The following is a 14,014-nucleotide window of genomic DNA, read 5'->3' on the forward strand; positions in this document are numbered from 1 at the left end:
AAAAGAGCGGTCATCCGTATCCACCTGGGGAGAAATGTGAGGAGAGTCCTGTTCCCCGCCCCGGGGGGGGCCCCCCCCCCCCCCCGCGTTCAGGGCAGGTCTGCGGTCACGGCCCGCTCAGGAGCGGCCGCGCAGCCCGCGCAGGTGTTCGGCGACGGGGGCCAGCGCCTCGTACATCGCGTCGAGCTGCTCGGGCGTGAAGCGGTCGATGAAGTGTGCCCGCACGCTGCGCACGTGGTCCGGGGCGACCTTCTGCATGGTCGCCCAGCCCTGCTCGGTGAGGTGGGCGTAGAGCCCGCGCCGGTCGCCCGGACACTCCTGCCGCAGGACCAGCCCGGCCGTCTCCATCCGCGTGATCTGGTGTGAGAGCCGGCTCTTGGACTGGAGGGTGGCGGTGGCCAGGTCGGTCATCCGCATCCGCCGCTCGGGAGCCTCCGAGAGGACGACCAGGATCTCGTAGTCGTTGATCGCGAGGTTGTGCGGCTGGAGCTCACGGCCGAGCTGGTAGTCCAGCAGCTTGGCGACCTCCAGGTGGGCACGCCACAGCCGTTGCTCCCGGGCGGTCAGCCAGGGAGTCTCCTCCTCCGGGCCCGAGGGGGAGACGTCCGCGGCGTCGGCTGTGTGCGTATCCATGCGGACAGCATACCGTATTTAGTTAAATCTTGTACAAGTTCAGAGTCCGAAGCGCCGTCCGAGGTCGCCCAGGTTACCGAGCCCCGGCACGTTGACGTTGGGCAGCTGGCTGCCGTGGCCGGACGCGTGCTGCGACGGCACCCCGCCCATCGGCACGCCCGCCTCGGCGTGCACCTGGCCCACCGCGCGCTCGGCCATCAGCACCTCGGTCGACTGCAGCAGCACCTGGCCGGCGCCGATGAACTCGAACTGGTGCTCCTCGCCGGACGCCCCGCCCAGCCCGGTCAGCCGGCGGATGCCGCCGATCACCCCGTGCATGTAGTCGTGGTCGTAGTGGTGGCACGGCGCGGGGCAGTCCGCCCAGCCGACCAGCGCCTGCGGGTCCACCCGGATCGGCGGCTCGACGAAGTGCACCGGGCCGTTGGAGGCCGCCACGAACTTGCCGCTGCCGATCAGGGTGAGGAACCCGGGGATGATCGACTGCTTGAGCCGCAGCGTCGGCTCGTACGCCAGCAGGTTGCCCGAGCGGACCGTCAGGTTCCCCTCCTCCAGGTCGTAGGAGTTGAGGTCGAAGGCCCGGTCGGCCAGCAGCAGCTTGCCCCGGCCCTCGGCGACCACCCAGTCCGCCGCGTGCATCGGCGAGTTGAAGTGCTGGCCGAGCATCCGGTCGATCGCGCCGGCGCCGACGCCCTTGAAGGAGATGTCGCCGTAGTAGGCGATCATCTTGCCCTTCTGCAGGAAGTACGACCCGTTCAGGTTCACCGAGAAGGCGTACGGGTTGACGTTGTCGTTGACCGGCAGGCTGTGCGCGTCGTGCACCACCGGGCCGGAGCCGTCCTGCGCCTTGGGCAGCGGGGCCTGGGCGCCGCCGAACTGCTCCTGGGCGTACTGCTGCTGCGGCTGCTGTGCGGGGTAGCCCTGCTGGGGGTAGCCCTGCGGCGGCGGGGGCGGGTAGCCCTGGCCGGGCTGCTGGCCGTAGCCGGGCGGCGGGGCGGCCGGGAAGCCGGGCTGGGTGGGCTGGTTGTACGGCGACGGCTGGCCGTACGGCTGCTGGCCGTACGGGTCGTTCGGCTGCCCGTAGGGGGGCTGCGGCGGGTAGGACATCAGAGCTTCTCCTCGCTCGCCTGCACGAACACGGTGCCGTTGCCGGACAGCTCCAGCTGGAAGGCCTCGCCGGAGCCGCGTCCGATCATGTCGCGCCAACCCAGCGCGGTGGACAGCTTGTTCTGGACCTGGCCGCGGTGCGCGACATAGGCCTGGGGGTCGACGTGCACCGGCTGGTGCGGGGTGATCGGCAGCTCGAAGACGCCGCCGTGCGCCATCACCGCCACCGCGCCGTGGCCGTCCAGCTTGGTGGTGAACAGGCCCTGGCCGGTCACCTGGCCGCGGACCATGCCCATCACGCCGCCCTGCGAGCCCATGAACATGGTGGACTGCTGCAGCGAGCCCTCGAAGGCCAGCAGCCGGTCCGCCTCGACGTACAGGGTGTCGCCGGCCAGCTCGATCACGTGCACGTGGTGGCCGCCGTGGCCGAACATCACGGTGCCCTGGCCCTCGACGGTCATCAGCGGGGTGTCCTCGTTGGCCACCCGCCGGCCGATCATCGACATGACGCCGCCCTGCCCGCCGGTGATGTTCGGCGTGAACCGGACCTCACCGGTGTACGCGAGCATCGCGCCGCGCTGGCTGAACAGCCGCTGGCCGGGGACGACCCGGGCCTCGATCATCTTGTTGTTGATCCTGGTGAACGGCATCAGACGTCGCCCCCGACGGTCAGCTTCTCGGACGGCTGCACGTACACCAGGCCCTCGCCGGTGAACTCCACCTGGACGGCCTCGCCACCGCCCTCGCCGATGAACGTGCTCCAGCCGGCGCCGGACTTCAGGCTGCGGTTCAGGTTGCCGGTGTGCGCCACGTACGCCCCCGGGTCCACCCGCAGCGGCATGCCCTGGGTGACCCGCAGGATGATCGCCGGCCCCTTGGAGGTGACGGCGGCCCAGCCGCTGCCCTCGACCTTGGTGGTGAACAGGCCGTTGCCGGAGGAGATGCCGTTCAGACCGGTGAAGGTGGTGCCGGTCCGCAGCGTGCCCTCGGTGCAGAGCAGGTTGTCGGACTCGACGTAGAGCGTCTCACCGTTCAACCGGACGAGGTTGATCTCGGTGGCCTTGTCGGCGAAGTAGCAGGTGCCCTGCCCCTTCACCTCCATGACCGTCATCTGCTCGCCGGTCAGCCGGCGGGTGACCATGCCACGCAGGCCGTCACCGCCACCGCTGAGTTTCTTGAAGCTCATCTGGCCGCTGTACGCGACCATCGAGCCGTTTCTGGCTTTCACGCCGTCGCCCGTCATGTCGACGGCGAGCGTCTTGGACCCCTGGAGTCGAAACTGTGCCACGGGCGCAATGTAGCCGTATCGGGCGCGCGACGGGGAGGGGGCGTCGGCGTTCTGGTACGGGTCTGCGACAAATGCCCGGATCAGACCCGGGTCTGCACGCCCTGCGGGACGGCGCCCGCGGCCTGCTCCACCTCCAGCAGCGAGGCCGAGTGGCGCTCGGCCTCGAAGGCCACCACACCGCCGCGCAGCCCGAAGAGGCGCTTGGAGAGCAGGATCCAGAGCACCGCGACGATGTTCAGCACCAGCGTGCAGATCTTCAGGGCGCTGACGTGCTCGGTCAGCTCGTACACCTCCAGCGGGAGGAACGCCGCGGTGGCCACCACCGTCAGGTACTCGGCCCAGCGCCGGCCCAGCCAGAGCCCGTACGCCTCGACGATCTCGATCAGCGCGTAGACCAGGAGTGCGCCCGCGACGATCAGCAGGGTGCTGTGCTTGTAGTCGAAGGTCTTGCGGATGGTGTCGGCGATCGGGGAGTGTTCGAGGTCCCAGTGGAAGTGCTCGGTCACGGGCCGGAACACCGTCAGGTTCTCGTCGAAGACCCGGCGCACGGCGTCCTGGCTGTTGGAGAACTTCCAGACGCCCCAGGCCACCACGACGATCAGCAGCCCGCGCAGCAGCCGCTCGACGGCCAGGAAGCGGAGGATGAAGACGTCCCGCAGGGCCTTGCCTCGCGGCACCAGCGGTGCCTCGTCGGCCGGTCCGGAGCCGTGCGGGGCGCCGAGCGAGAAGTCGCCGCAGCGCAGGCAGCGCCAGGCGTCGCCGAGCGAGGTCGCGGCGTGCAGCCGGCGGTTCAGCTCGGGCTCGGTCGGCGCGTAGGTGACGTGCCCGCGCCGGGCGCAGGTCCTTCGGTCCCAGTCCAGCTTGAACATCGGTGGTACCCCCGTGGTGCTGCGATGCGGACGGCGCCCGGATCGCCGGGCCCGGCAGCAGGATAGGGGTGGTGGCCGGCCCGGCGCCGCGACCGGGGGCGATCTGCTGCACGGCTGTGACATCCGGCACGGGGGCGCACCCCGGACGCGGGCCCGGGCATGTGCTCGGTGATAATGGCGGGGATGCTTGTGAGCCGGTTCACAAGCAATCTCCGACTCCGGTATGAGGTACCCCATCGTGAACAGCAGCGCCGTCCACCGCCTGCGCCTGGTCTCCGGCCCCGAGGGCCTCTCCTTCCTCCTGCTCCTGGTCTGCTCGGTGCTCAAGCGCACCACCAGCTTCGACGCCGTCCCGGTGATGGGCATGGTCCACGGGATCCTGTTCATCCTCTACGTGGTGTTCTGGATCATGGCCTGGCAGGCGCAGAACTGGGACGTGAAGCGCGGCGTCCTGCTCTTCGTCCTCTCGGTGCTGCCCACCGGCGGGTTCTTCGCCGAGCGCATCCTGAAGAAGGAGGAGCTCGGCGGAGCGGCGCCGGTCCGCGAGCCCGCCGCGGCCTGAGCCGCACGCCGTCAACGGCCGACAGGCTGCCGGGGCCTCCTCTCCCAGAGGGCCCCGGCAGCCTGTCGCCTTTCCGGAGGTGGTTCAGGGGCGGCCCGGCCTCCCCGGGCCGGTTCTCGGGCGGTGAGGTCCCGACCGGCCCGCTCGTGCCGCGCGCGCGGCCGGCCGGACGGGGGCCCGGCCCTAGTTGACGTTGACCGCGCTCCAGGCCGCGGCCACCGCCTTGTACTCGGTGCTGGTCGCGCCGTAGAGGTCGGAGGCCGCCTTCAGGGTCGCCGTGCGGGCGGCCTTGTAGTTGGTGGTGGAGGTGAAGTAGACGGTCAGCGCGCGGTACCAGATGGCCGCGGCCTTGTTCCGGCCGATGCCGGTGACGGTGGAGCCGTTGGAGGTCGGGCTGTTGTAGCTGACGCCGTTGATGGTCTTGGCGCCGCTGCCCTCGGCCAGCAGGTAGAAGAAGTGGTTGGCCACGCCCGAGGAGTAGTGGACGTCCACGTTGCCGACCCCGGAGTACCAGGAGTCCTTGGACGCGCCGTCCTTGGAGGGCTTGTCCATGTAGCGCAGCGGGGTGCCGTTGCCGTTGATGTTGAGCTTCTCGCCGATCAGGTAGTCCGGCACGTCCACCGGCAGGTTGGCGTACCACTCGACCATGGTGCCGAAGATGTCCGAGGTGGCCTCGTTGAGGCCGCCGGACTCGCCGGAGTAGACCAGTCCGGCGGTGGCGGAGGTGACGCCGTGGGTCATCTCGTGGCCGGCGACGTCGATCGCGGTCAGCGGGTGGGTGTTGCCGGAGCCGTCGCCGTAGGTCATGCAGAAGCAGGAGTCGTTCCAGAACGCGTTGACGTAGTTGGAGCCGTAGTGGACCCGGCTGCTCGCGCCGACGCCGTTGTTCTTGATGCCGCTGCGGCCGAAGGTGTTCTTGTAGAAGTCCCAGGTCGCGCCGGCGCCGAACTGGGCGTCGACCGCGGCCGACTGGGTGTTGGAGGCGAGGCCGTTGCCCCAGACGTTGTCCGCGTCGGTGTACAGCGCGTTCCCGGACGCGGCGTTGCCGGTCCACTGGTTGCCCCGCGAGCCGTCCTTGAGCTGGTAGGTCGAGCCGCTCTGGGTGGTGGTCAGGGTGACCGAGCCGACGTTGACGCCCTTGCCGCTGCCGGTCGCGGTCTGGAACTCCTCGTGGGTGGAGAGCACCTCGCCGGTGGCCGCGTCGGTGACCAGCCGCTGGCTGCTCGGGGTGCCGTCGGCGCGCTGGCCCTGCACCACCGTCTGGTACGCGAGCCGCGGGCTGCCGTCGGCCGCCCAGACCACCAGGGTGGCCGCGCCGGCGCCGTCGACCCGGCTGATCGCCGACTCGTCCTTGTCGGCCGCGATGCCGACGGTGGCCCGGACGGCACCGAGCGCCTGGGCGGACGCCTTGTCGGCGGAGAGCGACGGGGTGAGGCTCGGCAGCGTCAGCTGCCCGGTGAAGGCCCGGTCCACCGAGGTGACGGAACCGTTGGCCTTCTGGTGCACCACCAGGTCGCCGCCGATCACCGGCAGGCCGCCGAGCGTCCGCTCGTAGCGCAGGTGGCGGTCGCCGTTGGCGTCCAGCACGGCGTCCTTGACGACCAGCCGCTCCTGGCCGCCGAGCGCGAGCGACTGCGCGAGCGGGGCGGCCTCGCCGCCGGCCAGGGCGATCAGCGCGTCGCGCTGCTGGGTGACGGAGGGGGCGGAGGCCTGGGCGGGTGCGGCGGCGACCTGGATGGCGCCGGCCAGCAGGGCGGTGGCGGAGAGTACGGCGCCGGCTGTCAGCTTTCGCTTCACGTACGGGGTTCCTTCCGGGAAACCGCGTGTGCGCGGTCACGCCGCATACCGGGGCGCCGGGGTTGGCGCCGTGGGGCGGTAGGGCGCTGACGTGCTGCTCCCGTGCGGTTTTGGACGGCCGGTCGGTGGGTGGGGGTGACGGCCGTCGAACGGGGCTTGGACATAAGCATGACAATCCGACAGGTGGAAAGGACAGGGCGCCGCCGGGGATTGGCCAGGTCTCGCCACTCGCCGGTACGGGTGGTCCGGGTGCGGCGGATGTCCGCTTCGGGCGTTTCGCCCCGCTGGCGGGATCCCGCCAGCGGCGGTCCTTGCCGGGCCCGCCGCCCCTTGCTACGCGGGCCCGGACGCGAGGGTGCGCCCCCGCCTCCGGACGAGCGCGTGCGCACATGCTCGTCCGGACGTGCCGGTGCGCACGCCTCCGGACGCGCGAACGCCCGGGGCCTCCCCTCCCAGTGAGGTCCCCGGGCGTCCGCAGGGCTGCCAGGCCCCGGGCGTGTTGCGTCAGTTGACGTTGACGCCACTCCAGGCGGCCGCCACCGCCTGGTACTCGGCGCTGGTCGCGCCGTAGAGGTCCGCCGCCGCGCTCAGCGTGCCGGTGCGGGCCGCCTTGTAGTTGGTGGTGGAGGTGAAGTAGACGGTCAGCGCGCGGTACCAGATGGCCGCGGCCTTGTCCCGGCCGATGCCGGTGACCGTCGAGCCGTTGGAGGTCGGGCTGTTGTAGCTGACGCCGTTGATGGTCTTGGCGCCGCTGCCCTCGGCCAGCAGGTAGAAGAAGTGGTTGGCCACGCCCGAGGAGTAGTGGACGTCGAGGTTGCCCACGCCGGACGACCAGGAGTCGGCCGAGCCGCCGTCCTTGGAGGGCTTGTCCATGTAGCGCAGCGGGGTGCCGTCGCCGTTGAGGTCGATCTCCTCGCCGATCAGGTAGTCCGGCGTGTCGGTGGCGAGGTTGGCGTAGAACTCGACCATGGTGCCGAAGATGTCCGAGGTGGCCTCGTTGAGGCCGCCGGACTCGCCCGAGTAGTTGAGGCCGGCGGTGGCCGAGGTGACGCCGTGGGTCATCTCGTGGCCCGCCACGTCGATCTCGGTCAGCGGGTGGGTGTTGCTCGCGCCGTCACCGTACGACATGCAGAAGCACTGGTCGCTCCAGAACGCGTTCACGTAGTTCTTGCCGTAGTGAACGCGGCTGGTGGCGCCGACGCCGTTGTTCTTGATGCCGTTGCGGCCGAAGGTGTTCTTGTAGAAGTCCCAGGTGGCCGCCGCGCCGTACTGGGCGTCCACCGCGGCGGACTGGCCGTTGGAGACGGTGCCGGTGCCCCAGACGTTGTCCGCGTCGGTGTACAGGGTGCCCGAGCCGGAGGTCCGGCCCTTGAAGTCGACGGTGGACTGGCCGCCGCGGGAGGCGTCCTTCAGCGAGTAGCCGCCGGAGACGCTGGTGGTGGTCAGCGGGACGGAGCCGACGAAGACGCCCTTGCCGCTGCCGGTCGCGGTCTGGACCTGCTCGTGGGTGGAGAGCACCTCGCCGCTGGCGGCGTCGGTGACCAGCAGCTGGCTGCTCGGGGTGCCGTCGGCGCGGACGCCCTCGACGGTCGTCCGGTACGCCAGGCGCGGGTTGCCGTCCGCGGCCCAGACCACCAGCTCGGCGGCGCCGGTCTGGTGGACCTCCTTCAGCGGGGACTCGTCCTTGTCGGCGGTGATGCCGACGGTGGCCTGCACGGCGCCGGAGGCCTGCGCGGCCGCCTTGTCGGCGGGGATCTGCGGGGTGAGGCTGGGCAGCGCGATCGTGGCGCCGACGGCCTTGTCCACGGCCTTCACGGCGCCGTCGGCGGCCTGGTGGACCACCAGGTCGCCGCCGAGGACGGGCAGGCCGGCGAAGGTGCGCTCGAAGCGGAGGTGACGGGTGCCGTTGGCGTCCACCACGGCGTCCTTGGCGACCAGCTTCTCCTGGCCGCCCAGCGCCAGCGCCTTCGCCAGCGGGTCGGCCTGACCCTTCGCCACGGCGAGGACGGCCTCGCGCTGCTGCGACGCCTGCGCCTGGGCCGAGGGGGCGGGGGTGGCCTGGGCGGCGGTGCTCACCTGGATGACGCCGGTGAGGAGCGCGGTGGCGGAGAGTACGGCGCCGGCTGCGAGCTTTCGCTTCACGTACAGGTCCTTCCGGGAAACCGCGTGTGCGCGGTCGCACCTCGTCCCGGGGTGCCGGGGTTGGCACCTGAGGGGCGGAACGGGCGCTGACGGGCTGCTCCGTGCGGTCGAGCGGCGAGCCACCGGTGAGTGGGGCGGTGGCTGCCGGACGGGGCTGGCCGAAAGCATGACAATCCAACAAGTGAAATGACAGGTCTTGTTCATCAATTGGCCAGGTCTCGCCAGTCCGGCGGATTGTGAACAGAGCGACAAATCAGTCAAATCGCCCCGTCTTGCAGCGGGTTACCGCCCGAACCGAGGCCTGATGGCGGGCCGGGCGCCGGGTCGGGAGCCAATGCCGAATCACCGTCGGCGGGTTGGCGGGCGTTCACACCCCTGCAATGTCCTGGTACGGACCTGGCCGCCCCAGTGGCGGGATCCCGCCACGTGTCTCACTTGTCCACCATCAGGACGCCTGATAGCGGCGGCCCCACCCGCCGGTACGGTAAGGAGGTGGCCAAGCCCCTCGCACTCGACTTCGACCCGATCGCCCGCGCCGACGAGCTCTGGGCCCGCCGCTGGGGCGGGGTCCCCTCGATGGCGGCGATCACCTCGATCATGCGCGCCCACCAGATCCTGCTCTCGCGGGTGGATACGGTGCTCAAGCCGTACGGGCTGACCTTCGCGCGCTACGAGGCGCTGGTGCTGCTCACCTTCAGTCGGACCGGCGAGCTCTCGCTCTCCAAGATCGGCGAGCGGCTGATGGTCCACCCGACCAGCGTCACCAACACCGTCGACCGCCTGGAGCGGGCCGGCCTGGTCGCCCGCCGGCCCAACCCGCTGGACGGCCGCGGCGTGCTCGCCTCGATCACCGACCGCGGCCGCGAGGTGGTCGAGGAGGCGACCCGGGAGCTGATGGCGATGGAGTTCGGCCTGGAGGAGTACGACGCCGGGCAGTGCCGCCAGGTGTTCGAGCTGCTCCGGCCGCTGCGGGTGGCGGCCGGCGACTTCACCGAGCCGGACGCGACCGCGACCGAGCCGGGCGCGACCGCGACCGAGCCGGACGGGGCCACGGCCGAGTAGCGCGCGGCCGCGGCCGGGCAGGCCGCTGCACGGCGCACCCGTAAGCGGCGGCTACCCTCGTGGGAGCGGTGCGCGGATCCGGGCGTACCGGCCGATCCCTGCCGAGCGAGGCGATGAAGAGTATGAAGGCGAACCCCCTGCTGGGCTGGTACCGGGCCCTGGCCATTGCGACCGGTGTGGCGCTGCTGGTGTTCTGCGGCTTCATGGTCGCGAAGTACGGCTTCGACACCGCCGAGGACGTCACCACCTACGTCGCGATGCTGCACGGCTACCTCTACATCGGGTACTTCGTGGTCACATTCCTGCTCGGCCAGAAGCTCAAGTGGCCGCTCGGCCGGATGATCCTCACCCTGGCCGCCGGCTGCATCCCGTTCGCCTCCTTCGTCGCCGAGCGCCGGGTGGTCCGCGAGGCCGCCGAGCAGCTCCCGGCCGGCGGTGCCGCCCGGCAGACCGCCGGCGTCTGAGCCCGGCCCCCGGCGTCCGATCGCAGAGCCTCCGCGAGCGCCCCTTCCTCGACCCGGGGGAGGGGCGCTCCGGCATTTCGGCCCGGCTTCCGTCGACAAGTACTAGGACGTCCGAGTAAATTAGTAGGACGTCCTAATAGCTGTGCCGTCCCGATGACGTGGCGGCCGTACGGAGCGGAGTTCGGGGTCATGGACGCCGAGGAGATCGAGCGCGGACGGCAGCGCTGGCAGCAGCGGTACGACAGCGCCCGCAAGCGGGACGCGGACTTCACCACCCTCTCCGGGGACGAGGTCGAGCCGGTCTACGGCCCGCCCGCGGGGCAGCCCGTCGAGGGCTTCGAGCGGATCGGCTGGCCGGGCGAGTACCCGTACACCCGTGGTCTGCACGCCACCGGCTACCGCGGCCGGACGTGGACCATCCGCCAGTTCGCCGGCTTCGGCAACGCGGAGCAGACCAACGAGCGCTACCGGATGATCCTGGAGGCGGGCGGCGGCGGCCTCTCGGTCGCCTTCGACATGCCCACCCTGATGGGGTACGACTCCGACGACGCCAAGTCGCTCGGCGAGGTCGGCCACTGCGGCGTGGCCATCGACTCGGCCGCCGACATGGAGGTCCTGTTCAAGGGCATCCCGCTCGGCGAGGTCACCACCTCGATGACGATCAGCGGCCCGGCCGTCCCGATCTTCTGCATGTACCTGGTCGCCGCCGAGCGCCAGGGCGTCGACCCGGCGGTGCTCAACGGCACCCTGCAGACGGACATCTTCAAGGAGTACATCGCCCAGAAGGAGTGGCTCTTCGCCCCGGAGCCGCACCTGCGCCTGATCGGCGACCTGATGGCGTACTGCGCCGAGGGCATCCCGGCGTACAAGCCGCTCTCCGTCTCCGGCTACCACATCCGCGAGGCCGGGGCCACGGCCGCGCAGGAGCTGGCGTACACCCTGGCCGACGGCTTCGCCTACGTCGAGCTGGGCCTCTCCCGCGGCCTGGACGTGGACGTCTTCGCGCCCGGGCTCTCCTTCTTCTTCGACGCGCACCTGGACTTCTTCGAGGAGATCGCCAAGTTCCGCGCCGCCCGCCGGATCTGGGCCCGCTGGATGCGCGACCGCTTCGGCGCCAAGACCGACAAGGCGCAGTGGCTGCGGTTCCACACCCAGACCGCCGGCGTCTCGCTGACCGCCCAGCAGCCGTACAACAACGTGGTCCGCACCGCCGTCGAGGCGCTCTCGGCGGTGCTCGGCGGCACCAACTCGCTGCACACCAACGCCCTGGACGAGACCCTGGCGCTGCCCTCCGAGCAGGCCGCCGAGATCGCCCTGCGCACCCAGCAGGTGCTGATGGAGGAGACCGGCGTCACCAACGTGGCCGACCCGCTGGGCGGTTCCTGGTACGTCGAGGCGCTCACCGACCGGATCGAGGAGCAGGCCGAGGCGATCTTCCAGCGGATCCTGGACAAGGGCCGCGAGGACCACGAGATCGGCCCCATCACCTCCGGCATCCTGCGCGGGATCGAGGAGGGCTGGTTCACCGGGGAGATCGCCGAGGCGGCCTTCCAGTACCAGCAGTCGGTGGAGAAGGGCGACAAGCGGGTCGTCGGCGTCAACTGCCACCCGCGCAGCGTCACCCCCGAGCTGGAGATCCTGCGGGTCAGTCACGAGGTCGAGCGCGAGCAGGTCCGCGTGCTGGCCGCGCGGAAGGCCGGCCGGGACGAGGCGGCGGTGCGGGCCGGGCTGGACGCGATGCTGGCGGCGGCGCGCTCGGGCGCGTCGATGATCCCGCCGATGCTGGACGCGGTGCGGGCCGAGGCCACCCTGGGCGAGATCTGCAACGCGCTGCGCGAGGAGTGGGGGATCTACCGCGAGACCGCCCGGTTCTAGGGCGCCTGCACGGCGCGGTCCCGGTTCCGGGGCGCGAGCACGCAGAGAGCCGCCCCGCACGTCCTCACGTGCGGGGCGGCTCCGTGCTGCGCCTGCGGGGGCCTGCGCGCTCAGCCCCCGGTCAGGCTGGGGAAGGGCCCGAGCAGCAGGTTGGTGAAGCGCCGGGTCCAGTCGGCGGTGATCGGCTCGCCGCTGACCAGCACCCGGTGCTCGACCGTCCCCGCGATCGTGTCGAAGATGATGTCGATCTCCTCGCCGGCGCTCACCTCGTCGTCGTCCGGGGCGAGCTCGCCGCGGGCCTGGGCCGCGGCCCGGCCCTGCCGGACGAGCCGCTTCTGCGGGTCGACGATCGCCTCCCGGATCCGCCGCCGCAGCTGACGGTCGCGGGTGCCCTCGGCGAACAGCGCGAGCAGCGCGGCCTGGGTCTCCGGACGGGCCAGCAGGTCGGCGAACTGGGAGACCACCGCTTCGATGTCGGCCCGCAGGCTGCCGAGGTCGGGCATCACCAGCTCGTCGAAGAGGCTGGCGACGGCGTCCACCACCAGCTCGTTCTTGGACGGCCAGCGGCGGTACAGGGTGGTCTTGGCGACCTTGGCGCGGGTGGCCACGTGGCCCATGGTCAGCCCGCCCCAGCCGAGTTCGGCGAGGGCTTCGCGGGTGGCGTCCAGGATGGCGAGGTCCGCGGCGGCGCTGCGCGGTCTCCCCTTGGCCCGGGTGGTGGTGCCGTCGGGGCCCTCCGGGGCCTGTGGGGGGTCTTCCCGGGGGGCCGGGCGCGCCGGGGTCAGGGGGGGCTGGGCGGCCGACACCGGGCCTCCTTGCGATTTACTGGTAAGTAACATGGGTGGGACCGGTAACGGTAGCGACTCCCCGCCGTCCAGGTCAGCCTGGCCACCCGGGAAAGTGGGACAGCTCACGTCCCGGGAACGCCGGATGGGGTTGCGGCGGGGGCCCTCGGTCCAGTTACGCTACGACTCGTAGCGAAAGCAGTGACAACCAGGCGCCGCGACCCCGTGGGACGGGGGCGGCGCGGGTGCGGGTGGGGACCCGCGCCGAACGGTTCAGGCTACCGGGGGACGGGCCGTCCGCCTCGGGATTCGGTACCGCGCAGCCCGCGCGGGGCGAGTTTCCGGAGGTTGGTGCCCGCCAGCAGCGCGGACGGGGGAGGATAGTGCCATGCAGCCACGGAATTCGCGTCTCAACAGCTCCGCTCTGCGCGGTGCGGTCGACCTCGCCGCAGTGAAGGCAGCCGGCGAGGCTGCCCAGAAGGCCGAGCAGGCCCGGGCCGAGCGGGCCCGTCAGGCGGCCGCCGCCGAAGCATCCGGCGTTGCGGCCCCCCAGGCCCCGTACGAGCTCGTCATCGACGTCACCGAGGACACCTTCGAGGCCGAGGTCGTCCAGCGCTCCACCGAAGTGCCGGTGGTCATCGACTTCTGGGCCGAGTGGTGCGGGCCCTGCAAGCAGCTCAGCCCGATCCTGGAGCGCCTGGCCGAGGAGTACGCCGGCCGGATCGTGCTCGCCAAGATCGACGTCGAGGCCAACCAGCTGATCGCGCAGCAGTTCGGCATCCAGGGCATCCCGGCCGTGATGGCCGTGGTGGCCGGCCAGCTGGTGCCGCTGTTCCAGGGCGCCGAGAGCGAGGCCAACGTCCGCAAGGTGCTGGACCAGCTGATCCTGGTCGCCGAGCAGCGCTTCGGCGTGGTCGGCGGCGCGGGTGCGCCGGCCGGCGAGCCGGGCGAGGCCGCGCCGTTCGTGCCGGAGGACCCGGCGCTGGAGGCCGCGCACGAGGCCCTGGACCGCGGGGACCTCGGCGGCGCGATCCAGGCGTACCAGAACGTGCTGGCCGATCAGCCGGGCAACGCCGAGGCCAGGCTCGGCCTGGCCCAGGCGCAGCTGCTGCGCCGCGTGGAGGGGCTGGACCTGCAGGCCGTCCGGGCGGCGGCCGCGGCCGCCCCGAAGGATGTCGGGATCCAGCTCCAGGCGGCCGACCTGGACCTGGTCGGCGGTCATGTCGAGGACGCCTTCGGGCGTCTGGTGGACACCGTCGGGCGCACCTTCGGCGAGGACCGGGACACCGTCCGGCTCCGGCTGCTGGAGCTGTTCGAGGTGATCGGCGCCGACGACCCGAGGGTGACGGCGGCGCGCACGGCGCTGGCCCGGGTCCTCTTCTGAGCCCGGTCGGAGCGGTTCTGCCGGTACGTACTGGCACGGCGGGTGACCT

General features: G+C 71.5%; 13 protein-coding genes. 5 read left to right on the forward strand and 8 right to left on the reverse strand.

Features of this window, described 5'->3' with window-relative positions; all coding sequences use genetic code 11:
- Window positions 1–117 precede the first annotated feature (117 nt).
- The 5 genes from ACZ5WK_RS09345 to ACZ5WK_RS09365 form a co-directional block, all read right to left on the reverse strand.
- Complete coding sequence (locus ACZ5WK_RS09345) at window positions 118–633, reverse strand: MarR family winged helix-turn-helix transcriptional regulator (protein WP_465546470.1); 516 nt, start codon at window positions 631–633, stop codon at window positions 118–120.
- A gap of 39 nt (window positions 634–672) precedes the next feature.
- Window positions 673–1,485 carry an AIM24 family protein gene (locus ACZ5WK_RS09350; RefSeq protein WP_465546608.1) on the reverse strand — a complete coding sequence of 271 codons (813 nt, stop codon included), beginning with the start codon at window positions 1,483–1,485 and terminating at the stop codon, window positions 673–675.
- A 251-nt stretch (window positions 1,486–1,736) separates the two neighbouring features.
- Window positions 1,737–2,387 carry an AIM24 family protein gene (locus ACZ5WK_RS09355; RefSeq protein WP_396320870.1) on the reverse strand — a complete coding sequence of 217 codons (651 nt, stop codon included), beginning with the start codon at window positions 2,385–2,387 and terminating at the stop codon, window positions 1,737–1,739.
- Window positions 2,387–3,025: an AIM24 family protein gene (locus ACZ5WK_RS09360; protein ID WP_465546472.1), complete on the reverse strand. Its 639-nt coding sequence runs from the start codon at window positions 3,023–3,025 to the stop codon at window positions 2,387–2,389. Before ACZ5WK_RS09360 ends, ACZ5WK_RS09355 begins: the two co-directional genes overlap by 1 nt.
- An 80-nt stretch (window positions 3,026–3,105) precedes the next feature.
- On the reverse strand, window positions 3,106–3,894 hold the full coding sequence (locus tag ACZ5WK_RS09365) for a DUF2127 domain-containing protein (RefSeq protein ID WP_465546474.1): 789 nt from the start codon (window positions 3,892–3,894) through the stop codon (window positions 3,106–3,108).
- 223 nt (window positions 3,895–4,117) lie between these two features.
- On the opposite strand from ACZ5WK_RS09365, the gene ACZ5WK_RS09370 reads away from it, so the two are divergent.
- On the forward strand, window positions 4,118–4,456 hold the full coding sequence (locus ACZ5WK_RS09370; RefSeq protein ID WP_465546476.1) for a DUF3817 domain-containing protein: 339 nt from the start codon (window positions 4,118–4,120) through the stop codon (window positions 4,454–4,456).
- Between the two features lie 183 nt (window positions 4,457–4,639).
- On the opposite strand, the gene ACZ5WK_RS09375 is transcribed toward ACZ5WK_RS09370, so the two are convergent.
- Both ACZ5WK_RS09375 and ACZ5WK_RS09380 read right to left on the reverse strand, forming a co-directional pair.
- Window positions 4,640–6,253, reverse strand: a complete 1,614-nt coding sequence (locus ACZ5WK_RS09375) for a M4 family metallopeptidase (protein WP_465546478.1) — start codon at window positions 6,251–6,253, stop codon at window positions 4,640–4,642.
- A 504-nt stretch (window positions 6,254–6,757) separates the two neighbouring features.
- Window positions 6,758–8,395, reverse strand: a complete 1,638-nt coding sequence (locus ACZ5WK_RS09380) for a M4 family metallopeptidase (RefSeq protein ID WP_465546480.1) — start codon at window positions 8,393–8,395, stop codon at window positions 6,758–6,760.
- A 492-nt stretch (window positions 8,396–8,887) separates the two neighbouring features.
- Between ACZ5WK_RS09380 and ACZ5WK_RS09385 the strand changes: the two genes are divergently transcribed.
- From ACZ5WK_RS09385 to ACZ5WK_RS09395, 3 genes are all read left to right on the forward strand, one after another.
- A complete protein-coding gene (locus ACZ5WK_RS09385; RefSeq protein ID WP_465546482.1) occupies window positions 8,888–9,457 on the forward strand; it encodes a MarR family winged helix-turn-helix transcriptional regulator in 570 nt (189 codons plus the stop codon).
- A 122-nt stretch (window positions 9,458–9,579) separates the two neighbouring features.
- Window positions 9,580–9,921, forward strand: a complete 342-nt coding sequence (locus tag ACZ5WK_RS09390) for a DUF3817 domain-containing protein (RefSeq protein WP_376154994.1) — start codon at window positions 9,580–9,582, stop codon at window positions 9,919–9,921.
- Window positions 9,922–10,110: 189 nt separating this feature from the next.
- Complete coding sequence (locus tag ACZ5WK_RS09395; protein WP_465546484.1) at window positions 10,111–11,796, forward strand: acyl-CoA mutase large subunit family protein; 1,686 nt, start codon at window positions 10,111–10,113, stop codon at window positions 11,794–11,796.
- A gap of 110 nt (window positions 11,797–11,906) precedes the next feature.
- Here the strand turns inward: ACZ5WK_RS09395 and ACZ5WK_RS09400 are convergent, their stop codons facing one another.
- A complete protein-coding gene (locus tag ACZ5WK_RS09400; protein ID WP_465546486.1) occupies window positions 11,907–12,602 on the reverse strand; it encodes a TetR/AcrR family transcriptional regulator in 696 nt (231 codons plus the stop codon).
- Between the two features lie 367 nt (window positions 12,603–12,969).
- On the opposite strand from ACZ5WK_RS09400, the gene ACZ5WK_RS09405 reads away from it, so the two are divergent.
- The gene (locus tag ACZ5WK_RS09405; protein WP_465546488.1) at window positions 12,970–13,965 is read left to right on the forward strand and encodes a tetratricopeptide repeat protein; all 996 of its coding nucleotides are present in this window, start codon (window positions 12,970–12,972) and stop codon (window positions 13,963–13,965) included.
- Window positions 13,966–14,014 lie beyond the last annotated feature (49 nt).

Source organism: Kitasatospora sp. NPDC032757 (assembly GCF_055579305.1).